This is a genomic window from Rhodococcus opacus B4 (assembly GCF_000010805.1).
Classification (GTDB): domain Bacteria; phylum Actinomycetota; class Actinomycetes; order Mycobacteriales; family Mycobacteriaceae; genus Rhodococcus_F; species Rhodococcus_F opacus_C.
Genome location: NC_012522.1, coordinates 2,773,531 through 2,797,542, shown reverse-complemented (window position 1 = coordinate 2,797,542; position 24,012 = coordinate 2,773,531). Strand labels below are relative to the sequence as shown.

Here is a 24,012-nt window from a genome sequence, read left to right as displayed (position 1 = left end):
ACCGACGGTTCATTTCCCCCCGACGATGCCGCTGTCGAGGAGTTTGGCGACGTCGGAGTCGGAGCTGCCGAGGAGGTCGCGGAGCACGCTGCCGGTGTCGTCGCCGACGGCGGAGGCGGGTGCCACGGTGGCGTGGTGTCCGTCGAACGACGCCGGGTGGCCGGAGGCGAGGTAGGTGCCGATCCGAGGCTGCTCGAGGGGGGTGAACATCGGGTTGTTCTCGAGTTCGCCGGATTCCACGAGTTCCTCGAACGTGCGGTAGCGCTCGGCGAGGACGGACGTCGTCGAGAGTGCTTCGGCGACTTCGGCTGCGGTGTGTTCACGGAACCAGCGCGTGAACAGTGCGGTGAGGACGTCGCGGTGGGTGAAGCGGTCGGCTTCGCGCGCGAAGTCGGCGTCGAGCGCCGTGGCGAGTGCGTCGACCGCGGCGGTGGTTCCGGTGACGGTGACGAGGTCGCGGAAGTGCCGCGGGGTGAGTGCCACGATCATGAATCGGGCGCCGTCGCTGGTGGTGAAATCCGTTCCGTACGTGCCGTAGACGGAGTTGCCGGTCCCTTGCCGTCCGGTGCCGTTGATCTGGACCTCGGTGAGGTACCCGAGGGTGCCGGCGGTGGCGAGCGCGACGTCCTCGAGTGGCAGGGAGATGCGGGTGCCCTCGCCGGTGGCGTCGCGGTGGCGGGCGGCGGCGGCGACGGCGAGTGCGGCGTACAGCCCGCACGCCACGTCCCACGCCGGGAGGACGTGGTTGACGACGCCGGCATGATCGGCGGGTCCGGTGATGGACGGGAAGCCGAGCCCGGCGTTGACCGTGTAGTCGACGCCGGGGGAACCGTCACGGCCACCGAGGATTTCGAGGGTGATGACGTCGGAGCGGAGTGCGGCCAGCGTGTCGTGGGAGAGCCAGTCCCGACCTCCCGCGTTGGTGACGAGAATTCCGCCACCCGTGCCGGGGGCCGCGACCAGTTGCTGGACGAGCCGCTGCCCCTCGGGGTTGCGCATGTCGACGGCCACGGACCGCTTGCCGCGGTTGAGTCCGGTCCAGTAGATGCTCTCGCCGTCGCCGGTGACCGGCCAGCGGTTGTAGTCGGCGGCGCCGCCGATGGGGTCGACCCGGATGACCTCGGCCCCCAGCTGGGACAGGGTCAGTCCGCACAGGGGGGACGCGATGAAGCTGGAGACCTCGACGATCCGAAGTCCGGCAAGGGGAGTGTGGGCGGTCACGAGTTCTGCTCCTTGATGGTGAAGGTCAGGCCATGAGGGCGGTGAAGCGCCAGTCGAGGACGGGGACGTCGGACGCTGTGGCGTTGTGCGCGAATACCAGTGAACGCAGATGCAGTACTCCGCCGCCACCGGGCAGCTCCTCGGCGCTCTCGATCTCGAGTTCGCTGGTGACGGTGTCGCCTTCGTGGACGGGCCCGGTGTGGTCGCAGGACTTCCAGCCCAGGACCGTGACGAGGTTCGGCAGGGCGCGGGTGGCCTGCCCGAGCGCGATGCCGATGGTGTGCCCGCCGTAGACGAGTCGTCCGTCGGCGCCGACCCGTTCGTCGTGGTGGGTGGCCGCGATGTTGAGGGTGAGGCGCGCCAGTTCGGGGGCGCTCGAGACCACGTCGCCGCTGCTCCGCAGCACGGACCCGGCGAGGCCGGCCGAGAAGTGCTGTCCGGGAACCTTGTCGCGGTACACGGAGAGATCCCACCCCGCGGGGGCGGCGAACGACTGCTCCGACTGCGGACCGATCGCGGACAGGTCGTCGGACTTGCGGACGCGGTCCTCGTCGGGGTTCTCGCTGAGCGGGAGCATCGCGCAGCGGTAGAAGTCGAGGACGGTGCGGCCGTCCTGATCGGTGGACGTCATCCGCAGCGCGGCCAGGCCGGTGGGTTTGCGTCCCGGTTTCGCCGAATTCTCCCGCAGTCCCACCACTTCGGTCCGCGTGTAGAGCGTGTCGCCGAGAAACGGGAAGTGATGGAAACGGAGGCCGCGGTAGAACAGGTTGGCCTTCACGTGGTGAGTGGCCAGCGTGGACTGCCCGATGGCGACGTCGCAGACGAGGCCGGGGTTCGCGACGGCGTCGGCGGATCCGGTGACGGCCCGGGACAGGTGCGCGTCGAGGGGCAGCCGCAGGCGGTCGCCGAGGATGGCCTGATGGGCGGCGGCGAGGCCGCTGGTCAGGGTGACGGCGGGGGCGGTGTCGAACACCTGGCCCACCTCGAGTTCGTCGAAGTACGGGCCACCGACGTAGGTCTGCGTGATCGTCACTGCGCACCTACCTGGGCGAGAACGCGTCGCGCCGCGACGGCGACTGCCTCGTCGAGCATCTGCCCGTCGAGTTGCGCGGCCCCGCTGCCCGCGGCCTCGGCGGCGGCGAGTGCGTCGATCACGCGTCGCGCGTCCTCGACCGCGGTGTCGGTGGGGGTGAAGGCCGCGGCGGCGGACTCCACCTGGGCGGGATGGATGACCCATTTTCCGTCGAACCCGAGCGCGCTGGTCCACGCGGCCGAGTGCCGGAAGGCGTCGTCGTCGGCGATGCCGAGGAACGGGCCGTCGATCGCCTGGATGCCCGCGGCGCGGACGGCGACGAGGACGGCGTCCTGGATCGCGATCCAGTGCTCGGGGAGGGCGGAGCGGGACCGGCCGAGGGCCGCCCCGAGGTCGGCGTAGCCGATGACGACGGATTCCAGCCGGGCGACGGCGCGGGTGATGTCGGCGATGTTCTGCACGCCGGCCGGGGTTTCGACGAGAGCCTGCAACCCGATGGCGGTGCCGGCGACAGCCTGATCGGCGCGGACCAGATCCTGCGCCGCTTCCACCTTGGGAACCACGATGCTCGTGAGCGCGGCGCCGAGGGACGCGCACAGGGCGAGATCGTCCTCCGCCCACGGCGTGGTCAGCGCGTTGATGCGAACCGTGACGGCGCGGGAGCCGTCCGATTCGAGCACGAGGCGGCGCACGAGGTCGCGGGCCTCGGCCTTCTTCGCGGACGCGACGGCGTCCTCGAGGTCGAGGACCACCTCGTCGGCGGTCGACCGGAGCGCCTTGACGGCCTTGCGTTCGTCGGATCCGGGGGCCACCAGAACGGCGCGCCTGCGGGTGAGGTTCTGCACGATGCTTCATTCCTAGCGTCCGGGAGCCCGGGTCGGGCTGATATGTACGGCCAGCCCGATAGGGCTGCGCTGCTGATGCTGGCAGCGGCGCAGCCATCATGTCAAGACCGATCGTTGACTTTAGGCAGACATTATCGGATTATGGCCGTACAAATGTTGTGCGAGTGCGAGGTGGAGTGATGGGCAAGCTGAACGAGGAAGAGGCGTACCTGGTCGAGACGGTGCGCGCCTTCATCGACCGCGACGTGAAGCCGACGGTGCAGGCGGTGGAGCACGCCAACGAGTACCCCGAGAAGTGGATCGAGCAGATGAAGCAGATCGGGATCTACGGTCTGGCGGTCCCGGAGGAGTTCGGCGGATCGCCGGTGTCGATGCCCTGCTACGCGCAGGTGACGCAGGAGCTGGCCCGCGGGTGGATGAGCCTGGCCGGGGCGATGGGTGGGCACACCGTCGTCGCGAAGCTGCTGTCGCTGTACGGCACGCAGGAGCAGAAGCAGCAGTACCTGCCGAAGATGGCGACCGGTGAGATCCGGGCGACGATGGCGTTGACCGAGCCCGGGGGCGGTTCGGACCTGCAGGCGATGTCGACGACCGCGAAGGCGGACGGTGACGATCTGGTGATCTCGGGGTCGAAGACGTGGATCTCCAACGCGCGCCGGTCCGGGTTGATCGCGTTGCTGTGCAAGACCGACCCGCAGGCGTCCCCGAAGCATCGGGGGATCTCGATCGTGCTGGTCGAGCACGGTCCGGGTCTGACGGTGTCGCGGGATCTGCCCAAGCTCGGCTACAAGGGGGTGGAGACGTGTGAGCTGTCGTTCGACAACTACCGCATTGCGGCGTCGGCGATTCTGGGCGGCACCCCGGGCAAGGGGTTCGGTCAGATGATGAAGGGCCTCGAGACCGGCCGCATCCAGGTGGCCTGCCGGGCGCTGGGGGTGGCGACGGCGGCGCTCGAGGATTCCCTGGCGTACGCGCAGCAGCGGGAGAGTTTCGGTCAGCCGATCTGGAAGCATCAGTCGATCGGCAACTACCTCGCCGACATGGCGACGAAGCTGACCGCGGCCCGGCAGCTGACCTGGCATGCGGCGGAGCAGTACGACAGCGGTGACCGGTGCGACATGGAGGCGGGCATGGCGAAGCTGTACGCGTCCGAGGTGGCGATGGACATCGCCCTCAACGCCGTTCGGATCCACGGTGGTTACGGCTATTCCACCGAATACGACGTGGAGCGGTACTTCCGGGACGCGCCGCTGATGATCGTCGGCGAGGGCACGAACGAGATCCAGCGCAACGTCATCGTCTCGCAGCTGGTGTCGCGAGGCGGTCTGTAGACCAGCGACCTGCACGTAGGATCGGTGCGCGATGAACGGTAGAGAACGAGAGACGGAACCGGCGTATCAGCTGGTGTCGAGGCAGCTCCGCGAGCACATTGCGGCGGGCAAGTACCGCGGCGGGATCAAGCTGCCCACCGAATTCGAGCTCGCAGAGCAGCACGGCGTCAGCCGGCAGACCGTTCGTCGCGCATTCCAGGACCTGGTGGCCGAGGGCATCGTCTACCGGGTGCCGGGCCGGGGAACGTTCGCCGCCGAGTCCGACGGCCGATACCTGCGGCAGCTGGGGTCGATCGAGGATCTGATGAATCTGTCCACGGACACCACCATGGAGGTGGTCTCGCCGTTGCGCCGCCGGGTCGACATCGAGGCCGCCAGCAGGCTCCGCCTGGACACCGACCTCGTCCACACGGTCGCGTTCCGGCGACGCCACGACGACACCCCGTTCGTGCTGACCACCGTCTACCTGCCCGACGAGATCGCCCGGCTCGTCGCCGACGCGCCCGAGATGTCCGAGGGCGCCGTCAGCTCGCACACGATCATCGGCCTGCTGGAGCCGCACCTGCGGAGCCCCATCGTCGAGGCCGCGCAGTCGATCACGGTCGCGGGCGCCCCGGCGGACGTGGCCCGCGCACTCGGCTGCCCCGAGGGGCATTCGATGCTGCGGGTGGACCGGCTCTATTCGGACTCGGACGGGCGGACCGTCGAATTGGCGGTCAGCTACTTCCTGCCCGAGCACTACACCTATCGCGTGACCCTCCGCCGCGGCGGACGCTGAGCGGGTTACGTATCGGCCGGTGCGGCGGCCGCACCCCAGGCTCCGAACTGCTCCACCACGCCCCACAGTGGGTCGGTGGGACCGACGTCGTACGTGCACTCGGCGGGCCGGGGGTCCGGCACGAACGCCCACAGGAGCGCCCCGGCCGCGCCCGCGTCCTTCTGCCCCTGAATCTTGGTGCCGATGTGCGTCGCCCGGTCCGCGATGGCGGCGCACGATCCGGCGAGTTCGCCGATCTCGCCCACCAGGAGCGGCTTGCCGAGTGCCGCAGCCTGTTCGAGGCGTCGCGCGAGCCCGTTCCACTGATCGCCGGGCAGCGGGACCCCGTCGGCCCCATAGTCGTGGTACTGCACGATGTCGACATACGGTGACGCCGAGACGAATTGGTACTCGTCGCCCTGGGTTCCGCACTGGCCGCCGCCGGTGAATCCCGCCGTGATCAGCGTGCGCGGATCACGGGCCCGCACCTCGGCGCCGGCGGCGTCGAAGAAATTCCGCAGCACCTGCGCCGCACCGGGCTCGCACGACCGGGTCCACCACGCGCAGTCGGCGTCGGTGCACGTGCTCGTCTCCGGCTCCCCGACGAGTTCCCACGCCGCGAGTGACGGCGAACCCCGGAATCGGTCGACGGCCGTCCGCGTCCAGTCCCGAAAGCTCATCAGCGTGCGGGGCGCACCCGGCGTCATCGTCGTCCAGCCGTCCGCGTACCACTGCCTGCCCTTGAACACCCCGTCCTCGCACGCCCCGTCCTGGGGTGCGAGTACGGGGATCAGCATCTGGTCGTGCGCCTCGGCCGCCGCGAACACGGCGTCCATCGGCCCGAAGTCCAGTTGTCCGGTGAAGCGGTTGATCGCCAGCGCCTGGAAGAGGTTGAAACGGGTCAGCGAGTGCGGCGGCAGCGCGTCGAAGTAGGAGTCGAGGTCGACCATCGCGCCGCAACCCCAATTGACCGACCAGTTCGTGGCCAGCTGGTAGGCGTTGAACCCGGTCGGCCACCACGGTTGCCCGTCGAGCGCGAACCCGTCGGACGAGACGGTGACCCGGGCCCCCGGCGCGGGAGCGGCAGCCGACACGTAGCCACCTCCCAGCGCCGTCAGTGCGACGGTCGCGATCACCGCGGCCAGCTTCGTGATGCGCGTCACCGTCATTGGATGAATAGTAGAGACCAGTCGGTACCAATGCAGGTCCGATCGGCTCCTCGAGCGACCGTCCAGTCCCCCTGACAGGGGACGACGCCTCGAACTTCACCCCCTCGACCCGATAGTGTGCACGGCGGGGGCAAGCGCACGTGATCACCGAGAATTCGCAGAGGTTTACATTGTCGAGTCCCGAAAACGACGCCGAGCTCGCAGGCCGCGTCCAGCGCCTGCTGCAGTTCCTGCGTGAGATCGTCCGGGCTCGCACCAAGCCGGTTCTCCGCGTCGACCAGCACGAACAGGTCGAATGGCTGCATCATGACGGCCGGACGATCCAACTCGATTCCGACGCCGCGCAGGGCGACATCGTCCTGCGTGTGCCCCTCATCGGAGTCGAGGATCCGCCGGACCTGCCCACCGTCCTGGCCGGCTGGGTGGACCAGTCGGCCCGCGCCGACAGTTCACGGTCCGACCTCGAGCTGAACCCGTCCGACGCGTACGCCGAGGACGCGGACGAGGAATACGACGTGCGCCGCGCATACGACGTCCGGCAGGCTTTCGACGCCTACGTGCCGCGCTGGCAGGCGTGGGCGAAGGCGGATCGGGAGCGCCGCCCGCACGCCGATCTGTACCAGTCGCTGCAGCGGATGCTGCAGGAACTGAACGCCCGACCCGAGTCGATCGAACTCGTTCTCGCGTCCGGACTGCTGACCCTGGCGGGCGCCGGTCCGGACGGCGGCGTCCAGACCCACCTGGTCACCCAGTCCGCGAGCATTCACCGTGATCCCCGGACCGGCGACCTGCTGGTGCGGCTGATCGCGGGCTCCCAGCCCCGGCTCGAAGATTCCCAGTTGTTCACCGGACTGGACGTCTACGACAGCGCGCACGCGATGCCGCTGCAGAAGCAACTGCAGGACACCGCCCTGTCGCCGCTGAGCGACGGCGTCGGCGCACTGCTCGCGGACTGGGCGCCGAAATCGCTGACGGCGTACGTCGCCGTCCACGACGACGCCCGGCCACCCTCCGGCGACGCGAACGGCACCATCACGCTGTCGCCGGCGCTGGTGCTGCGCAAGCGCAGCGCGTTCGCCCTGGTCGAGTATTACGAGCAGATGATCTCCCACCTCGACCGCGACGGCGCGACCGTCCCGCTCGGGCTCGCCCAACTGGTCGAGGCGATCGAACCGGCGGACCGGCTGTCGTGGCTCGAGCGCACGGGCGCCGCCACTTCGTCGACGCTCGCCGAGGACCCGCTCTTCCCGCTTCCGGCCAACGCCGAGCAGTCGCAGATCATCGAGCGGCTCGGCGGCGACAGCGGAGTGGTGGTCGAAGGCCCGCCCGGGACGGGCAAGACCCACACGATCGCCAACCTGGTGTCGGCGCTGCTCGCGCGCGGCCAGCGGGTGCTCGTCACGAGCGAGAAGGCGCAGGCGCTCCGCGTCCTGAGGGACAAGCTCCCGCCCGAGATGCAGGAACTGTGCGTCTCGATCACCGATCTGTCCCGCGGCGGCTCGGACGAGCTCACCCGCAGTGTGGCGACCATCGCCGAACGGAAGTCGTCGTTCAACCCGCACAGCGAGGGCCAGAAGATCGCCGACCTCCGCGCCCAGCGGGACGAGGCCGTGCAGAAGCGGGCCGTCGTGCTCGAGCAGGTGAAGGCTCTACGCGAGTCCGAGACGTACCAGCACGACGCCGTCGCCGACGGCTACGAGGGCACCGCCGCCGCCATCGTCCGCAAGGTCATGGGCCTGCAGGACGCGTTCGAGTGGCTTCCCGGACCGCTGCTGAGCGAGCAACCGCCGCTCACCGGCACCGAGGTCGAGACCCTGCGCCGGCTGTGCGTGACGGCGTCCCCGGAGCGCGCGCAGCGAGCACGCCAGACGCTTCCCGCGCTGGACTCCCTGCTGCCGAACCGGGCCGAACTCGAACGGCTCTGCTCGCGGGCGTCGACCAGCATCCCCATCGACACCCCGCAGTCGGCGCACCTGCTCGAGGTCCTCGGCGGCGTCGATCCCGAGACCGCGTTCTCCATTCGCCGGCACTGCAAGGAACTGCAGGCGCGCGCCCACGACGTCCTCGACCTCGACGGTCAATTCCAGAGCCTCGCCGACACCGTCCTGTCCGGCCGGGCCACCCACCTGTGGGGTCGCCTGGACGCGCTGCCCGCGATCGTCGAGGCGGCCGCCGCCGCCGACCGGTACATCGGTGCGCAGGACGTCCAGTGCGCCGTCATGACCAGACCCGCCCTGCAGGCGGTGGGCGCGCTCGCCGTGGCCATGGAGTCCGGCACCGTCGAGTGGAAGGCCCGCTTCCGCCGCAGTGAGGAGCAGAAGGCCGTCGAGGAACTCGGCCTCGACGCCACCGTCGACGGCGTCCCCGCCACGACCGCCGCCGCGGTGCGACTGGTGACCGAGCACCTGCGCGCCCACGACGCCGCGCAGACCGCCGCCACCCTGCTGGCCGATCTGCGGATTCCGGTGGACATGAACGGGTCCCGTGCCGTGCAGGTCGACAGCCTCAACATGATCGTCGGCCGGGTGGCCCGCGTGCGCGCCCTCCTCGTCGCCCGCGACGCGCTGGCCCGTGAACTGTTCGCGCTGTCGCCGAACGCGCCGCGGATCCGCAACCTCGCGGACGCCACCGCGGTGGCCGGGGCCGCCGAGGCCATCACCACCCGCGCCGACGTGGACAGTGCGCGTGCGGAACTCGACACCATCGTCACGGCCGTCTCCACCGAGGTCGACGCCGGACCGTCGCCGGAAGGCACCGCCCTGGTGGCGGCGCTCGATCAGGCCGACAACGCCGCCCTCTCGGAGGCCCTCACCCGCTACGCGATCGCCCGCGTCGAACAGCAGGATCAGCGGACCTTCGACGAGCTGTCCGACCGGCTCTCACCCGTCGCCCCGGCACTGTACGACCTGGTGCGCAGGACGGCGGCACTCACCGAGTGGGACGAGATGAGCTGGCAGATGTCGGAGGCCTGGGCGTGGCGCCGCGCCCGCCAATGGGTCACCGACCAGCACCGGGCCGGCCGTGAGCAGGAACTCGAAGCCGAACTCAACGCCGTCGACGCCGATCTCGCGCACCTCACCGCGCGGCTCGCGGCGGCCACCGCCTGGCGCGACTGCCTCGAACACCTCACGGCCGACCAGGTGCGGGCGCTGCAGACGTACCGCGAGCACATCTCGAGCATCGGCGCCGGCGCCGGAAAGTACGCCGAGAAGTACCGCAGCGCAGCACGATCCGCGATGGGGGAGGCGCAGGGCGCCGTGCCCGCGTGGGTGATGCCGCTGCAGCAGGTCCTCGCGTCCATCCCGCCCGTGCCGGGCAGCTTCGACGTCGTCATCGTCGACGAGGCGAGTCAGGCCGACATCACCAACCTGTTCCTGCTGTGGCTGGCGCCGCGGGTCATCGTCGTCGGCGACGACAAGCAATGCGCCCCCGCCGACATCCCCACCAGCGGCACCCTCGACGACGTGTTCACCCGACTGGACGCGTACCTGCCCGACCTCCCCGAGTACGTCCAGGCGACGCTCACGCCGCGGTCGAGTTTGTTCTCGATCCTGCGCACCAGCTTCGGGCAGGTCGTCCGGCTCCGCGAGCACTTCCGCTCGATGCCCGAGATCATCAACTGGTCCAGCACCCAGTTCTACGGCGAACTGCCGCTGGTCCCGGTGCGGCAGTTCGGCGCGGACCGGCTTCCGCCGCTGAAACATACGTACGTATCCGAGGCCTTCGTGTCGGGGAAGGACTCGACGCTCACCAACCAGGTCGAGGCCGCCGCCCTCGTCGATCAGCTCATCGAATGCCTCGTCGATCCCCGCTACGACGGCAAGACGTTCGGAATCGTCGTGTTGCAGGGGCAGTCCCAGGTCGACGCGATCCGCACCGAACTCGTCAAGCGGATCGGCATCGAACAGTGGGAGCAGCGGCGACTGCGCGTCGGGACGCCGCCGGACTTCCAGGGCGACGAACGGAGCGTCGTCTTCCTGTCGATGGTCGTGGGACCCGAGCAGAACTTCGCACCGCTGACCGCGAACCAGTACAAGCGGCGGTTCAACGTCGCGGCGACCCGCGCGCAGGATCAGCTGTGGCTGTTCCACTCCGTGACCGTCGACGAACTGAAGCGGGCCGACCTGCGCAACTCCCTGCTCAGCTACATGATGTCGACGTCGCCGGCCCCGGCCGACCCCATGCCGCAGGACGTCGACCGCGACGTGCGGATCCCACCGTTCGACAATCTCCTCGAACAGCGGGTGTTCAACGACATCGCCGAACGCGGCTACCACGTCAATTCCCAAGTCGAGGTGAACAATCGGCGCATCGACCTCGTCGTCACCGGCGGCACCATGAGGCTCGCCGTCGAATGCGACGCCGACGCGTTCTCCACCACCCCGGAACAGCGGATCGCGGACCTCGAACGCGAGCAGGAACTGAAACGGTGCGGCTGGACGTTCTGGCGCGTCCGCGAATCGGAGTACTACCTCGACCCGAAGGCCGCGCTGTCGAGCCTGTGGGACACGCTCGACAACCTGGGCATCGCCCCGCACGCGGTCGATCACGCGATGGCCATCGAGGCCGCCGCCGCCGAGCGCGCTGCCCGCGACGCCGCCGCCGCGACCGAGCGGGGCAAGCACGCCGCTCATGCCTAAGGCCCGTGAGTACTTATTAACGTCGGGCGGTTGACAAGTACTCACGGGCCGTAGGCAACGCGCCCGATTTCCAGGGCAACCCAGACCGCACCGTCCGGTCCGGCGACGATGCCGTGCGGTTCCGAAGACGGTGTCGGCAGGTCATATTCGGTGATGGCACCGTCCAACCCGATGTGCCCGATCCGGTTTGCGCCCCATTCGGTGAACCAGCAACCGTCGTCGAGATCAGCGACGATGGCGTGAGGTCGCGCCGAGCGGTCCGGTAGCGGAAACTCGTCGATCCGGCCGTCGACAGAGATCCGGCCGATCTGCCCGGCGCCGATCTCGACGAACCACAGCGCGTCGTCGGTTCCGCGGGTGATCCCCACGGGCCCGGCGGCGGAACCGGGCAGAGCATGCACCGCGACGTTGCCGTCGACGTCGATACGGCCGATCGCGTTCGCCTGGTTGAGGGTGAACCACAGCGCATCGTCCGGACCTGCCGTGATCGCCGACGGGAACCCACCGTCCGTGGGCAGCGGAAACTCAGTGATCTGCCCGTCCATGGAGATCCGCCCGATCCGGTCGGTATTCATCTCGGTGAACCACAAGGCACCGTCCGGGCCGGTGACGATTCCGAACGGGCCGCTGCCCGCTGTCGGAGTCGGGAAGGACTCGGTCATACCGTCGAGCGTCATCCGCCCGATCCGATGGTCACGGAATCGTGTGAACCACAGGGCGCCGTCGGGGCCCGGTGTGATTATCGTGGGCCCACAATCGGCGGTGTCGAGCGGATAAGTGGCGACCTCGCCGTGGACGGTGAGGCGCGCGATCCGACCGGCGTGGACGAGCGTCAGCCACAGGGCTTGGTCAGGTCCGGCCGTGATTGCATACGGCCCCGACCACTCGTCGGCGACAGCGAACTCCAGAATCATATGCCTCCGGCCTGTGAGTACTTCTTGACGTCGGGCGGTTAACAAGTACTCACGGGTGCGGAGCGCATCGCCCGGACTCGCTGCACCAAGAGGCCGATCAATACGCGCGGGAGGCGCGGCGCAACCTCGACGAGTAACCACCGATACGCGAGAATTCGCTGTTGGCGGGGGGTGCGCTCGAGAATGCGCTGCAGAGCGGCTTCCAGTTCGGCGTCGTGGATCCCGCGGGCGCGCATCGCCTCGAGGTTCTCCGTCGCGAAGGGGAAAGCCCCCGACCTGACGTGCATGCGGTTCATTCTCTCGATCGGGATCGTATGGGGAAGTGTCTCGCAGCGTTCCAGCCCCCCGGCGATGTAAAGGTTGATCATGGTGCGGATGCATTTTTCGCATTTCCCGCAGTTGTATTCGCTGTCCGAGGCCAAATTGCAGACACGCAGGTGACGCATCGCCAGATCGCTGTCCTTGATCGCCTCGGCCTTGTCGACCCGGCCGGCTTCCGTGCCGTCCTGAACGATCTCGACGCTTCCGCTCGACCACAGCGGATCGAGGTCCGGATGACTCCCGTGCGGGTCCAGAGTGCCCGTGTCGTATGACCCGGACGCGGCGACAATCACCTTTCGCAGGTGGGGTGACAGCAGGAGCGCCACATGTGCGAGCGCGGCGCCATGTGCGGTGCTCGCCCAGTTGTTTCCGTGTTTCGTGTGGAGAAACTGGAGATCGGTGCGGATCTCGATCAGCTCTACGCCCATCTCGGCGGCAACGTCGCGCGCGCCTGCCGATATGCGCTCGTACGGTTTCGGGCGTCGTGGATCGATGTCGAAGCCGTGTACGAGGATGAGATGCGTGATCTCGGCTCGATTCTTCAAGACGGAGTAGAACGCGTCGAGGCCTCCACTGAAGAAGCATCCGACGCCGCCGCCCTCACGTGCGGCCGGTGACGTCACGGGTGCGACGACGCTCGAGGTGCCGAGCTGGGGATACCACGAGCGCAGGAGGTCACGGGCCTGTTCGGCACCCGACAGCGCGGCGGGATCGACGGGCGTGTCGAGCACCAGGTCCTGTTCGGTCGTCATCGCCACGACGACGCCCGGGGGGAGCCATGGCGTCCCGGTCCGATCGAGGGGAACGTTGGCCGACGTTTCCACGGTGAATTGCTTGCCATCGATGGAGAACACCGACTTGCTGACGTTCACCCCGACCGGGTCGATGGTCGCTTGCACTGCCATGCCTTGATCCCTCTCTCCGCGGTGGTGATGCCTCGCACACGCGTGCCCGGCCGTGGCACCACCGAATCCCGATTCCACTCTCTGTCGTCGAAGTCTGCCGTAGTGGCCCGATTCTCCGGGACGTGACCCGAAAAGTAGCCCCGGCCCGGCTGTAATTTCTACCCTCTGGCGTCCTCGGGTCATCGGTGTCGGCGCTCGGAAACGTCGCCTGTCGCCACGCCCGGCAGGTGAGGTCACGATCGTTCTCCGGGTTGACCACGACAGCAGTGGTTTTGAGTGACGCGTTCGCGGCACCGACCGTCCGCACGATCCCAGCGGGTGGTCACACCGGCGTGTCGTCCATGCGCAGCGAGGAAGTGCCAGATCAACGGGGGCATATGCCTCGGGTCGGCGGGTTGATCACCGTGGTGCTCTTGGCGACCTCAGCCCGGCGTAGGGCACCAACCTGTGGGTGTGGGTCCGGATTCGCGGGAACAGTACGAAGTTTCGGTGTGTCGAGAGGCTAGGGAACCGACCAAAAGTAAAGCAGTTCCGTGGATTACCGCATCCATCCCGGCGATCTGTCCGTGGACGGTCGATGGGATGGCAAGTCTTCTCTCGATGCTCGGTATGGTGAGTCAGCTCGAATCAGTAACTGTGCCAACTCCCGAGGGATGATCGAACAGGAAAATAGGCGTACAGCGGTGTATTTCGCGGCATGACATGCCGCCACTGCACCTCGCCCGACCGAAGGACCGCTCCACCATGCCCGTTGAACGTAAGTCCAGTTTTGTTCTCCTTGCCGATCGCCGGTTGCATTACTGCTCCGCCGGAGATGGGCCGGTGTCGGTGTTCTTCGAGGCTGGGATGGGGAAGAGCCGATCGACGTGGTCGCTGGTGCAGCCACTGGTTGCAGAATTCGCTCACACCATCGTGTACGACCGCGCAGGGCACGGACTCAGTGACCCCGATGAGAGCGGACGCGATTTCGATCGGATACTCGACGACCATCTGGCCGTCCTGGACGCCACCGTCGACCGTCCCTGCGTCGTCGTGGGACACAGCTACGGCGGCCCGGTGGTGCGCGTGGCGGCGAACCGTCGACCGGACACGATCATGGCCGTCGCTCTGGTCGACGAAGTGTCGGAGATCTGCAAACCCGAGCGGATGATGGCTGCCATGCGGGGCGCCTCGGTGCTGTACGGAGCGCAGGTGGTTCTGGCGCGGTTGAAGCTTCTTCGCCCGCTGCTGGGCAAGTCCTACTACCGCTACCTGCAGGGGGAGGCGCTGCGGGAAGCAGTCGAGGAGGGCTCGACGATGAACTCCGTCCGCGCGGCGTGGTCCGAATGGCGAGCCTTCGGTGAAAGCTTTACCGCGCTCCACGACAGTGGCCCCCACATACCCGAGGTATCGCTCACCACGATCTCGTCGAACAGGATCCGATCCGAGAAGGATCGCGGTCGCGATTTCCTCGGCGCCGCGCACCGCCGAACAGCGGAACTCGCCCCGTCCGGGCGGCACGTCTACGCAGAGCACCGCAATCACTACATTCCGCTGGTCGAACCCCACCTCGTCGCGCGAGAGATTCGGGACTTGGTCGGGCAGGTCGGTGCTGCTTCGGGGTCCGGACCTCGGTGAGGCAGGCTCCCCTGGTCCCCGACCCCACTCGCGTGGTTCCTCGGAGGCCGACACGGTGCGGTAGCTTGCGTGAGTCACGCAGAGCTGAGCGAGAGACTCGAATTCTTACCTACCTCGAGGAGCGGCAATGGAACTGAAAGCTTCGGTGTCGGTTGACGACACGTACCGCTCGACGGCGGATCTGGTGATCGATGGCGAATCGTTCACCGTGTGGACCGAGTCCGACGTGCCCGTCGACGTCACCGGCACCCCGTGGCTGCCCACGCTTCGTGTGACGGCGATGCGCAAGGGTTTGCAGCTCGCAATCACCCCGGCCGTCGACAACACCGCGCTGGAGGGCAGTCTGGCTGCCCAGGACGTGCTCCTCGGTTGGTTCCCCGACAAGCTTCAGCGCACCTCGACACAGGCCGAGACCGCGGCACCGGTCCCGCTGGAGGAGGACGGGAGAGGGGTCGGGTGCTTCTTCTCCGGTGGCGTGGACTCCTTCTACACGGCACTGAAGCATCTCGACGAGATCACACATTTGATCATCATCCACGGATTGGATATCAGCCTCGACAACCATGTGCTGTGGGAGGAGGCGGTCGATCGGGCCCGGACGATGGCGGCCGAACTCGGAAAGGAACTGATCGAGGTCCGATCCAACGTACGCCTGCTCCACGCCAAGCACGGACCGCACTGGCAGAGTCAGGCACACGGCGCTTTCCTCGCCCACGTTTCGCTGCTGTTGTCCCCGCACCTGCGCAAGGTCTATATTCCGGCGTCCGACGACGAATCGAGGCTCGCCCCGCTCGGCACGCATCCCGATCTCGACCCACTCTGGTCGAGCAGTGATGTCGAGATCGTGCACGACGGCATCGAAGCGGATCGTGTTACCAAACTCGCCAGTATCAAGCAGTCCCAGGTCGCCATGAATCATCTCCGGGTGTGCTGGTGGAATCTGGCGAGCAAATACAACTGTGGCACATGCGAGAAATGCCTGCGAACGATGATCGGACTCCACATCGTGGGCGCATCCGGACAGTGCACGAGCCTGCCTCGGGAGATCCCATCGAGGGCGGTCCGCCGCATGTACCTGAACGCCGCCGGGGAGGGCGGCGAGCTGTTCGCTCGCGAGAACCTCGAGCGGCTGGCAGAACTCGGCGAAACCGACACCGAACTCGTCCGATCGCTGAACTACGCGGTCAACCGCAACAAGTTTCAGGAGTTCCTCGTGACCGCTCATTTCTACGTCATCGACGTGGGATTGGGGCTGGTGCGGTATCAGGCACGAAAACTCTTCGGGAGCGCTTCGCGCTCGTGAGTACTTATTGACGTCCCGCGGTTAATAAGTACTCACGGGCGCGGCAGCGCACGACTGTCACCGCGGAATTCGGCGATGACGTCGTCGCCGCGCCGGACGGTGACGTCGTAGAGGCCGTTGCGCCCGTAGCGGGCCCGCTCGACCGCCTCGGCGACGAGGGTGTCGCCGAGGCGGGTGGACGCCAGGAACCGGATGTCGGCGCGGGCGGCGACGGCGGGCAGGTCGTACCCGTTGCACGCCATCGCAAAGGCGGTGTCGGCGAGGGTGAAGACGAAGCCGCCGTGGGTGATGCCGTGACCGTTGACCATGGTCTCGCTCACGACCATCGACGCGACCGCGTGGCCGGGGTCGAGTTCGAGGATCTGGATGCCCAGCGCCTGCGATGCGGTGTCGGCCTCGAACATCTCCCGTGCGATTCGGCACTCCGCGGATGCGTCGACAGTCATGGTGCTCCTACTGGTTGTAGACGGATTCTTCTTCTTGGACGTACATGGTGACGCCGCCGGTGGCGAAGTTGCGCACGTCCTTGCCGGCCTGCTTCATCTCCTCGGACTGCAACCCGGACTTCATGCTGTCGGCGTCGGGGAAGACGAGGCTGGCGATCGCGTAGTACGGCGGCTTCCCGCCGTCGAGGGCGCTGCACTTGCCCCAGGTGAAGTCGGACAGGCCGGGGATCTTGCGCGCCAGCGGCATGTGGGTGTCGCGGTAGTAGGCGTCGAATGCCTCGGTGTCCTCGGGTTGGCCGTAACAGACGGCGACCTTGAAACTCATGCGTTGTCTCCTTTGGCGACGAGGGTGAGAACGTCGTACGTTGCGACGGGGTCGCCGTCCTGGTTGACCACGACTGCGTCCCAGCGCACCTCACCGTAGTCGGCGCTGCTGCGCGGGGTGATGAGCTTGGCGGTGAGGGTGACGGTGAGGCTGTCGTCGGCCTTGACGGGGGTGAGGAACCGGAGACTGTCGACGCCGAAGTTGGCGAGCACCGGACCCGGGGCGGGGTGGACGAACAGGCCGGCGGCGAGGGAGACCACCAGGTACCCGTGCGCGACGATGCCGCCGAAGAGCGGGTTGGCGGCGGCGGCCTCGGGGTCGGTGTGGGCGTAGAACGTGTCGCCGGTGAACTCGGCGAAGTGGTCGATGTCTTTGAGGGTGACCTGGCGGGGGCCGCCGACGATGGTGTCGCCGATCCGCAACTGCGCGAGGTTCTTCCGGAACGGGTGGACGCCGTCGTCGTGACGCTGCGAACCGCTGACCCACTTGTTCCCGACCGCGGTCAGGATGTCGGGGGTGGCCTGGACCGCGGTGCGCTGCATGTGGTGCAGGATGCCGCGGATGCCGCCGAGTTCCTCACCGCCGCCTGCGCGTCCGGGGCCGCCGTGCACGAGGACGGGCAGCGGCGAGCCGTGGCCGGTGGATTCCTTGGCGTCGTCGCGGTTGAGGACGAGGACGCGGCCGTGGAACGGGGCGAGGCCGAGCACGATGTCGCGGGCGAGGGCGGCATCGCGCGTGACGAGGGACGCGACGAGGCTGCCCTTGCCGCGGGCGGCGAGTGCGATGACCTCGTCGGTGCCGTCGTAGCCGATGACGGTGCTGACCGGGCCGAACGCCTCGATGTCGTGGGGTTCGGTGGCGTCCTTGTCGTCGGAGCGCAGCAGGATCGGCGGCAGGAACGCGCCCTTGGCCTTGTCTGCGCCGACGACCTCGAAGTTGTCGGGGTCCCCGACGACGATCTGCGCCGACTTGGTGAGTCCGCGAAGCGATTTCAGGACCTCGTCGCGCTGCTCGAGGCTGGCGAGCGCACCCATGGTGACGCCCTCGGCGTCGGGGGCGCCGACGACGACGCGCGAGAGCCGGGTTTCGACCGCGGCGATGACGTCGTCCATCAGGGCGGTCGGGACGAAGGCACGGCGGATGGCGGTGCACTTCTGGCCGGCCTTCACCGTCATCTCGGTGACGAGTTGCTTGACGTAGAGGTCGAATTCCTCGCTGCCCGGCTCGACGTCGGCGCCGAGGATGGACGCGTTGAGCGAGTCGGCCTCGGCGTTGAAGTGCACACCCTCGCCGACGACGTTCGGGTGCGCGCGCAGGGTGGCGGCGGTGTCGGCGGATCCGGTGAACGCGACGGAATCCTGCCCGCCCAGGTGGTCGAGCAGCCCGCGGGCGCTTCCCGACAGCAGCTGAACGGACCCCTCGGGGAGCAGTCCGGACTCGATGATGCGACGGAACACGAGTTCGGTGAGGTACGCCGACTGGCTCGCGGGCTTCACGATCGACGGGACGCCGGCGATGAATGCGGGTGCGAGCTTTTCGAGGAAGCCCCACACGGGGAAGTTGAACGCGTTGATCTGGACCGCGACACCGCGACGGGACGTGTAGACGTGCTGGCCGAGGAACGTGCCCTTCTTACCCAGCTGCTCGACCGCGCCGTCGAGGTAGACGGTGTCGTTGGGGAGCTCGCGGCGCGCCTTGCTCGCGTAGCTGAGGAGGGTGCCGAAGCCGCCGTCGATGTCGACGCCGGAATCGCGCTTGGTGGCGCCGGTCGAGGTGGAGAGGGCGTAGAACTCGTCCTTGCCCGCCATGAGGGCCAGCGCCAGCGCCTTGAGTGCGGCGGCGCGCTCGTGGAAGGTCAGCTTCGCCAGCGCCGGTCCGCCGACCTCGCGGGCGTGGGTCACCATCTCGCCGAGGTCGAGACCGGTCGCGGAGATGCGCGCCACCTCGGAGCCGTCGACGGCGCTCAGCAGCGGCGTTCCCTCGTCGGGCGCGGTGTACCAGCGTCCGGCAGCGTAGCTTTCCAGTAACTTGCTCACGACAACTCCATTTCACCGTACGTTCGGTCGGTTAACAGAATCGTCGGAGGAGGTGCTGGTTGTCAAGGACGGATCGCAAAGACGGCCCGCCACCTGCTCTTGCGCACCGACCGAAGATTCGGTTATTAATAGACGGCACCCCCGTGAAGGAGAAGACTGTGGCCGAAGTGTTTCTGGTGGACGGAGCCCGTACCCCGCAGGGTCGGTACGGCGGAGCGCTCGCAGGAGTGCGCCCCGACGATCTTGCCGGTCTCGTCGTGGCCGAGGCCGCCCGCCGGGCCGGGATTCCGGGCGAGGCCGTCGACGAGGTGATCCTCGGTGCCGCCAACCAGGCCGGCGAGGACAACCGCGACGTCGCGCGGATGGCCGTGCTGCTCGCGGGTCTGCCCGACAGCGTGCCCGGCTACACGGTGAACCGGCTGTGCGCGAGCGGTCTGACCGCGGTCGCGTCGGCCGCGCACACCATCCGCAGCGGCGAGGCCGACGTCGTGATCGCCGGTGGCGTCGAGTCGATGACCCGCGCGCCCTGGGTGATGGCCAAGCCGGGCACCCCGTGGGCACGCCCGGGAGAGGTGGCGGACACCTCGCTGGGCTGGCGTTTCACGAACCCGCGGTTCATCGCCGCCGACCGCGACGTTCCGGCCGGGGCCGGACCGGACGTCCGCAAGGTGACGCTGTCGATGGGCGAGACGGCCGAGGAGGTCGCCGCGCTCGAGGGCATCACCCGCGCGGAGAGCGACGCGTTCGCGCTGCGCAGCCAGGAGCGGGCGATCGCGGCGGTCGACGCCGGCCGCTTCGATCGGGAGATCGTCGCCGTGCCGCTGAAGGACGGCGAACTGACCGCCGACGAGACCCCGCGGCGGGGAACCACCCTGGAGAAGCTGGGTTCGCTGAAACCGGTGTTCCGCAAGGACGGCATCGTGACCGCCGGCTCGTCGTCGTCGCTCTCGGACGGCGCCGCGGCCCTGGTCGTCGCGAGCGAGGCGGCGGTGGAGAAGTACGGCCTGACCGTCCGCGGCCGCATCGTCACCAGCGCCAGCGCGGGCATCGCGCCCAACGTCATGGGTCTGGGCCCGGTCCCGGCCACCCGGAAGGCGCTGGCCCGCGCCAACTGGTCGATCTCCGACCTCGGCGCCGCGGAACTCAACGAGGCCTTCGCGGCCCAGTCGCTGGGGGTGATCCGGCAGTTGAAGCTGGACGAGTCGATCGTCAACGCCGACGGCGGCGCCATCGCGCTCGGCCATCCGCTGGGTTGCTCGGGTGCGCGGATCCTGCTGACTCTGCTCGGCCGGATGGAACGCGAAGGTGCCCGCCGCGGGCTCGCCACGCTGTGCGTGGGCGTCGGCCAGGGTGTCGCGATGCTGATCGAGGCGCCGTGAACACACTGAAGATCGAGGACCGTGACGACCGCATGGTCGTCATCCTGCACCGTCCCGCGCAGCGCAACGCCATCAACGCGGAGATGATCGGCGAACTGCATCAGGTGTGCGCGGCGCTGGAGGCCACGCCCAAGCCGATGCTGCTGACCGGTGAGGGCGACCACTTCGCCGGCGGCGCCGACATCGCCGAACTGCGCGAGCGCGGCCGCGACGAGGCCTTCGCCGGGATCAACCGCAACCTGTTCGACCGCATCGCGAAGCTGCCGCTGCCCACCGTCGCCGCGGTGAGCGGGTACGCGCTCGGCGGCGGCGCCGAACTGTCCTACGCCTGCGACCTCCGCGTCGCCGCCGAGACCGCGGTCTTCGGCAACCCGGAGCCGGGACTGGGCATCATGGCCGCGGCCGGCGCCAGCTACCGGCTGCCGGAACTGGTGGGCACGTCCGTCGCCAAGCAGGTCCTGCTCGGCGGCCGGAACCTCGACGCCGCCACGGCACTGCGCTGCGGGCTCGTGATGGACGTCGTCGCCCCCGGCGAGCATCTCGAGGCCGCGCACAAGGTGATCGACCGCATCACCCGGTCGGCGCCGCTGGCGCTCAAGCTCACGAAGGTGATCGTCGACGCCCCCGGCTCGCACCCGTTCGCCGACGACATCGCGCAGGCGGTGCTGTTCGAGAGCCGCGACAAACACGACCGCATGACTGCCTTTCTGGAGAAGAAGAAATGACGAGCACAGCACCGAAGAACGTCGGCGTCGTCGGCGGCGGCCGGATGGGCGCGGGCATCGCGCAGGTCTTCGCCACCCTCGGCTCCACTGTCACCATCGCCGAGAGCGGCGATCGGGAGGCAGCCCGCACGCGGGTGTCCGACGGGCTCGACCGGGCGCACGAGCGCGGCAAGCTCGGCGGCGCCGACCCCGCGGTCGTCCTGGGCCGGGTGTCGACGGTGGCCGCGCCCGACGCGCTGCCGGCGGACCTCGACCTCGTCGTCGAGGCCGTCCCGGAACTGGTCGACCTGAAGCTCGCGGTGCTGTCGGTGGTCGAGAAGACCGTGTCCCCGGCCACCGTGATCGCGACCAACACCAGTTCGATCTCCATCGCCGAACTCGGTGCCGCCCTGAACGATTCGGCCCGGCTGATCGGGATGCACTTCTTCAACCCGGTCCCGGCGTCGACGCTCGTCGAGATCGTGCGGGCCCCGGCCACCGACGCCGGGGTGGTCGAGAAGGTGCGCGAATGGGTGTCCCTGCTCGGCAAGACCGAGGTGCTGGTCAACGATTCCCCGGGCTTCGCGACCAGCCGGCTCGGCGTGTGCCTCGGGCTCGAGGCCATCCGGATGCTCGAGGAGGGCGTCGCCGACGCCGAATCCATCGACCGGGCCATGGAACTGGGCTACCGCCACCCGATGGGCCCGCTGCGGTCCACCGACCTGGTCGGCCTCGACGTCCGGCTCGCGATCGCCGAGCACCTCGCGAAGACGCTCGGCGACCGGTTCACGCCGCCCGCGCTGCTGCGGGACAAGGTCGCGCGAGGCGAACTCGGCCGCAAGAGCGGTCAAGGCTTCTACACCTGGTCCTGAGCGGCCACCCACCACAACCAGCAGGAGGCACATTCTCATGAGCACTGACGACGTGATCGGACTTTCCGTGGACGCGGGGCTGGCCACCATCACCCTGCGCCGGGCGGGCGCGTCCAACGCGCTCGACCGCGCGGTCAAGGAACAGTTGCTCGCCGCGGTCGAGAAGGTGGCCGCCGACGACAGCGTGCGTGCCCTGCTGCTGGCGGCGGAGGGGAAGAACTTCTGCGTCGGCCAGGATCTGGCCGAGCACGTGGCCGGGCTCGAGGCCGACCCCGCGCACGCGATGGACACCGTCGCCGAGCACTACAACCCCTTGCTTGCTGCCCTGGCCGGGGTCCGGGTGCCGGTGATCGTCGCGATCAACGGGGCGTGCGTCGGGGCGGGGCTGGGCATCGCGCTGGCCGGCGACATCCGGATCGCGGGGGAGGGCGCCAAGTTCGCGACCGCGTTCACCGGCATCGCCCTGGCCGGCGATTCGGGGCTGAGTCACACGCTGGTCGAGGCGCTGGGTCCGAGCCGCGCGACGGGCCTGATGATGCTCGGCGACCGGTTCACGGCCGCGCAGGCGCTCGACTGGGGCCTGGTGCACCGGGTGGTGCCCGACGCCGAACTCGGGGAGGCGGCCGCCGCGCTGGGACGACAGCTCGCGGACGGACCCACCGCCGCCTACGCGCAGGTCAAGGGGCTGGTCTCGGCCGCGTCCGCCGGGCTGTCCGACGCGCTCGAGCGGGAGCGGGTGGCGGCGGAGGAGCTGGGGCAGTCGCGCGACCACCGCGCCGCGGTCGACGCGTTCCTGGCCAAGCGCACGCCCACCTTCGAAGGGCGCTGATCCGCTCTCCGCACTTGTGCCGCGTGCCACAACCATGCATACTTGCACCAACCGATCATTCGGTAATAGAGGTAGGACATATGACCACGTCACACGCTTCCGATGAGCTGCAAACGCTCTTCGATGACACCATTGCCGCCGACCGGAGGGTCGAGCCGAGGGACTGGATGCCCGACGGCTACCGCAAGACGCTGATCCGGCAGATCGCGCAGCACGCGCACTCGGAGATCATCGGCATGCAGCCGGAAGGCAACTGGCTCACCCGCGCGCCGTCGCTGCGTCGCAAGGCGATCCTCATGGCGAAGGTCCAGGACGAGGCCGGGCACGGCCTGTATCTGTACTCTGCCGCCGAGACGCTCGGCGCCGACCGCGCCGACCTCACCGAGAAGCTGATCGAGGGCAAGCAGAAGTACTCCTCGATCTTCAACTACCCGACGCTCACCTACGCCGACGTCGGCGTGATCGGCTGGCTCGTCGACGGCGCCGCGATCTGCAACCAGGTCCCGTTGTGCCGCAGCTCCTTCGGGCCGTACGCCCGGGCGATGATCCGGGTGTGCAAGGAGGAGTCGTTCCACCAGCGCCAGGGGTTCGAACTGCTGATGACGATGATGCGCGGCAGCGACGCCCAGCGCGAGATGGTGCAGGAGTCGGTAAACCGCTGGTGGTGGCCGGCGCTGATGATGTTCGGACCGCCGGACGACCAGTCGCCGAACTCCGAGCAGTCGATGAAGTGGCGGATCAAGCGGCACACCAACGACGAACTCCGTCAGCGGTTCGTGGACATGTCCATCCCGCAGGCCGAGGTCCTGGGCGTGACGTTCCCGGATCCGGACCTGAAGTGGAACGCCGAGCGCGGCGCTCACGACTTCGGCGAGCCCGACTGGAGCGAGTTCATGCAGGTGATCAAGGGCAACGGCGCGTCGAGCGTCGAGCGCGTCGCCAACCGGCGCGCGGCACACGAGAACGGGGCGTGGGTGCGGGAGGCCGCGACGGCCTTCGCCCGCCGCGAGAGCAACAAGGAGAACGCACGATGAGCACGGACGACACCGCGGTGCGCGCGGACTGGCCCCTGTATGAGGTGTTCCTGCGGGGCAAGCGCGGACTCAACCACGTCCACGTCGGATCCCTGCACGCCGCCGACGACGAGATGGCCGTCCGGCACGCCCGGGACGTCTACACCCGCCGCAACGAGGGTGTGAGCATCTGGGTGGTGCGGTCCTCCGCGATCGTGGCGTCGAGCCCGTCGGAGAAGGACCCGTACTTCGCGCCCAGCGGCGACAAGGTGTACCGGCACCCCACGTTCTACGAGATCCCCGACAACGTTCCCCACATGTGATCCGGCCCTGACCTTTTCGCAGGCCGACG

Annotated in this window: 20 protein-coding genes; 11 read left to right on the top strand and 9 right to left on the bottom strand. The window is 68.5% G+C overall.

Annotated features, from left to right (window positions below; genetic code table 11):
• Window positions 1–9 precede the first annotated feature (9 nt).
• The 3 genes from ROP_RS12925 to ROP_RS12915 are packed head-to-tail and all read right to left on the bottom strand — an operon-like array spanning window position 10 to window position 3,099.
• A complete protein-coding gene (locus tag ROP_RS12925; protein WP_012689803.1) occupies window positions 10–1,221 on the bottom strand; it encodes a CoA transferase in 1,212 nt (403 codons plus the stop codon).
• 25 nt (window positions 1,222–1,246) lie between these two features.
• A complete protein-coding gene (locus tag ROP_RS12920) occupies window positions 1,247–2,254 on the bottom strand; it encodes a MaoC family dehydratase (protein ID WP_012689802.1) in 1,008 nt (335 codons plus the stop codon).
• On the bottom strand, window positions 2,251–3,099 hold the full coding sequence (locus ROP_RS12915) for an HpcH/HpaI aldolase/citrate lyase family protein (RefSeq protein WP_012689801.1): 849 nt from the start codon (window positions 3,097–3,099) through the stop codon (window positions 2,251–2,253). Before ROP_RS12915 ends, ROP_RS12920 begins: the two co-directional genes overlap by 4 nt.
• Before the next feature lie 179 nt (window positions 3,100–3,278).
• Here ROP_RS12915 and ROP_RS12910 point away from each other — a divergent pair, with 179 nt between their 5' ends.
• Window positions 3,279–4,430 carry an acyl-CoA dehydrogenase family protein gene (locus ROP_RS12910; protein ID WP_043824686.1) on the top strand — a complete coding sequence of 384 codons (1,152 nt, stop codon included), beginning with the start codon at window positions 3,279–3,281 and terminating at the stop codon, window positions 4,428–4,430.
• Window positions 4,431–4,461: 31 nt separating this feature from the next.
• Window positions 4,462–5,208 (top strand): GntR family transcriptional regulator, encoded by a 747-nt coding sequence (locus ROP_RS12905; protein WP_012689799.1) that lies wholly within the window; start codon window positions 4,462–4,464, stop codon window positions 5,206–5,208.
• Window positions 5,209–5,213: 5 nt separating this feature from the next.
• Here ROP_RS12905 and ROP_RS12900 read toward each other — a convergent pair whose 3' ends face one another.
• A complete protein-coding gene (locus tag ROP_RS12900; protein ID WP_012689798.1) occupies window positions 5,214–6,356 on the bottom strand; it encodes a mannan endo-1,4-beta-mannosidase in 1,143 nt (380 codons plus the stop codon).
• A gap of 170 nt (window positions 6,357–6,526) precedes the next feature.
• On the opposite strand from ROP_RS12900, the gene ROP_RS12895 reads away from it, so the two are divergent.
• Entirely contained in the window at window positions 6,527–10,996 is a 4,470-nt protein-coding gene (locus ROP_RS12895) for an AAA domain-containing protein (protein ID WP_043826504.1), read from the top strand.
• A gap of 41 nt (window positions 10,997–11,037) precedes the next feature.
• On the opposite strand, the gene ROP_RS12890 is transcribed toward ROP_RS12895, so the two are convergent.
• Together ROP_RS12890 and ROP_RS12885 are read right to left on the bottom strand one after the other, a co-directional pair.
• Window positions 11,038–11,910: a Vgb family protein gene (locus ROP_RS12890; RefSeq protein WP_012689796.1), complete on the bottom strand. Its 873-nt coding sequence runs from the start codon at window positions 11,908–11,910 to the stop codon at window positions 11,038–11,040.
• Window positions 11,911–11,948: 38 nt separating this feature from the next.
• Window positions 11,949–13,136 (bottom strand): hypothetical protein, encoded by a 1,188-nt coding sequence (locus ROP_RS12885; protein WP_012689795.1) that lies wholly within the window; start codon window positions 13,134–13,136, stop codon window positions 11,949–11,951.
• A gap of 744 nt (window positions 13,137–13,880) precedes the next feature.
• Between ROP_RS12885 and ROP_RS12880 the strand changes: the two genes are divergently transcribed.
• The gene (locus ROP_RS12880; RefSeq protein ID WP_080512462.1) at window positions 13,881–14,753 is read left to right on the top strand and encodes an alpha/beta fold hydrolase; all 873 of its coding nucleotides are present in this window, start codon (window positions 13,881–13,883) and stop codon (window positions 14,751–14,753) included.
• A gap of 127 nt (window positions 14,754–14,880) precedes the next feature.
• On the top strand, window positions 14,881–16,056 hold the full coding sequence (locus ROP_RS12875) for a hypothetical protein (protein ID WP_012689793.1): 1,176 nt from the start codon (window positions 14,881–14,883) through the stop codon (window positions 16,054–16,056).
• Between the two features lie 32 nt (window positions 16,057–16,088).
• Here the strand turns inward: ROP_RS12875 and paaI are convergent, their stop codons facing one another.
• Genes paaI through paaZ form a run of 3 tightly spaced genes read right to left on the bottom strand, consistent with a single transcriptional unit; the run spans window position 16,089 to window position 18,863 of the window.
• A complete protein-coding gene (paaI, locus tag ROP_RS12870) occupies window positions 16,089–16,502 on the bottom strand; it encodes a hydroxyphenylacetyl-CoA thioesterase PaaI (protein ID WP_012689792.1) in 414 nt (137 codons plus the stop codon).
• 7 nt (window positions 16,503–16,509) lie between these two features.
• Window positions 16,510–16,827, bottom strand: a complete 318-nt coding sequence (locus tag ROP_RS12865; protein ID WP_012689791.1) for an EthD family reductase — start codon at window positions 16,825–16,827, stop codon at window positions 16,510–16,512.
• Window positions 16,824–18,863, bottom strand: a complete 2,040-nt coding sequence (gene paaZ, locus ROP_RS12860; RefSeq protein ID WP_012689790.1) for a phenylacetic acid degradation bifunctional protein PaaZ — start codon at window positions 18,861–18,863, stop codon at window positions 16,824–16,826. Before paaZ ends, ROP_RS12865 begins: the two co-directional genes overlap by 4 nt.
• Window positions 18,864–19,021: 158 nt before the next feature.
• Between paaZ and ROP_RS12855 the strand changes: the two genes are divergently transcribed.
• From ROP_RS12855 to paaB, 6 genes are all read left to right on the top strand, one after another.
• Complete coding sequence (locus ROP_RS12855) at window positions 19,022–20,242, top strand: thiolase family protein (protein WP_012689789.1); 1,221 nt, start codon at window positions 19,022–19,024, stop codon at window positions 20,240–20,242.
• Window positions 20,239–20,967, top strand: coding sequence for an enoyl-CoA hydratase/isomerase family protein (locus ROP_RS12850; protein WP_012689788.1), 729 nt, complete (start codon window positions 20,239–20,241; stop codon window positions 20,965–20,967). Before ROP_RS12855 ends, ROP_RS12850 begins: the two co-directional genes overlap by 4 nt.
• A complete protein-coding gene (locus ROP_RS12845) occupies window positions 20,964–21,818 on the top strand; it encodes a 3-hydroxyacyl-CoA dehydrogenase family protein (RefSeq protein WP_012689787.1) in 855 nt (284 codons plus the stop codon). The genes ROP_RS12850 and ROP_RS12845 overlap by 4 nt, the downstream gene beginning before the upstream one ends.
• A 37-nt stretch (window positions 21,819–21,855) precedes the next feature.
• On the top strand, window positions 21,856–22,647 hold the full coding sequence (locus tag ROP_RS12840) for an enoyl-CoA hydratase-related protein (RefSeq protein ID WP_012689786.1): 792 nt from the start codon (window positions 21,856–21,858) through the stop codon (window positions 22,645–22,647).
• Window positions 22,648–22,727: 80 nt separating this feature from the next.
• A complete protein-coding gene (gene paaA, locus ROP_RS12835) occupies window positions 22,728–23,681 on the top strand; it encodes a 1,2-phenylacetyl-CoA epoxidase subunit PaaA (protein WP_043824685.1) in 954 nt (317 codons plus the stop codon).
• Window positions 23,678–23,983: a 1,2-phenylacetyl-CoA epoxidase subunit PaaB gene (gene paaB, locus ROP_RS12830; protein WP_012689784.1), complete on the top strand. Its 306-nt coding sequence runs from the start codon at window positions 23,678–23,680 to the stop codon at window positions 23,981–23,983. The genes paaA and paaB overlap by 4 nt, the downstream gene beginning before the upstream one ends.
• Window positions 23,984–24,012: the final 29 nt, after the last annotated feature.

What these genes read in the sequence shown, in the direction of transcription:
- ROP_RS12910 (WP_043824686.1), top strand. Translation starts at nt 3,279, where the DNA reads ATGGGCAAGCTGAACGAGGAAGAGGCGTACCTGGTCGAGACGGTGCGC.
- ROP_RS12905 (WP_012689799.1), top strand. Translation starts at nt 4,462, where the DNA reads ATGAACGGTAGAGAACGAGAGACGGAACCGGCGTATCAGCTGGTGTCG.
- ROP_RS12900 (WP_012689798.1), bottom strand. Translation starts at nt 6,356, where the DNA reads ATGACGGTGACGCGCATCACGAAGCTGGCCGCGGTGATCGCGACCGTC.
- ROP_RS12890 (WP_012689796.1), bottom strand. Translation starts at nt 11,910, where the DNA reads ATGATTCTGGAGTTCGCTGTCGCCGACGAGTGGTCGGGGCCGTATGCA.
- ROP_RS12885 (WP_012689795.1), bottom strand. Translation starts at nt 13,136, where the DNA reads ATGGCAGTGCAAGCGACCATCGACCCGGTCGGGGTGAACGTCAGCAAG.
- ROP_RS12880 (WP_080512462.1), top strand. Translation starts at nt 13,881, where the DNA reads ATGCCCGTTGAACGTAAGTCCAGTTTTGTTCTCCTTGCCGATCGCCGG.
- ROP_RS12875 (WP_012689793.1), top strand. Translation starts at nt 14,881, where the DNA reads ATGGAACTGAAAGCTTCGGTGTCGGTTGACGACACGTACCGCTCGACG.
- paaI (WP_012689792.1), bottom strand. Translation starts at nt 16,502, where the DNA reads ATGACTGTCGACGCATCCGCGGAGTGCCGAATCGCACGGGAGATGTTC.
- ROP_RS12865 (WP_012689791.1), bottom strand. Translation starts at nt 16,827, where the DNA reads ATGAGTTTCAAGGTCGCCGTCTGTTACGGCCAACCCGAGGACACCGAG.
- ROP_RS12845 (WP_012689787.1), top strand. Translation starts at nt 20,964, where the DNA reads ATGACGAGCACAGCACCGAAGAACGTCGGCGTCGTCGGCGGCGGCCGG.
- ROP_RS12840 (WP_012689786.1), top strand. Translation starts at nt 21,856, where the DNA reads ATGAGCACTGACGACGTGATCGGACTTTCCGTGGACGCGGGGCTGGCC.
- paaA (WP_043824685.1), top strand. Translation starts at nt 22,728, where the DNA reads ATGACCACGTCACACGCTTCCGATGAGCTGCAAACGCTCTTCGATGAC.
- paaB (WP_012689784.1), top strand. Translation starts at nt 23,678, where the DNA reads ATGAGCACGGACGACACCGCGGTGCGCGCGGACTGGCCCCTGTATGAG.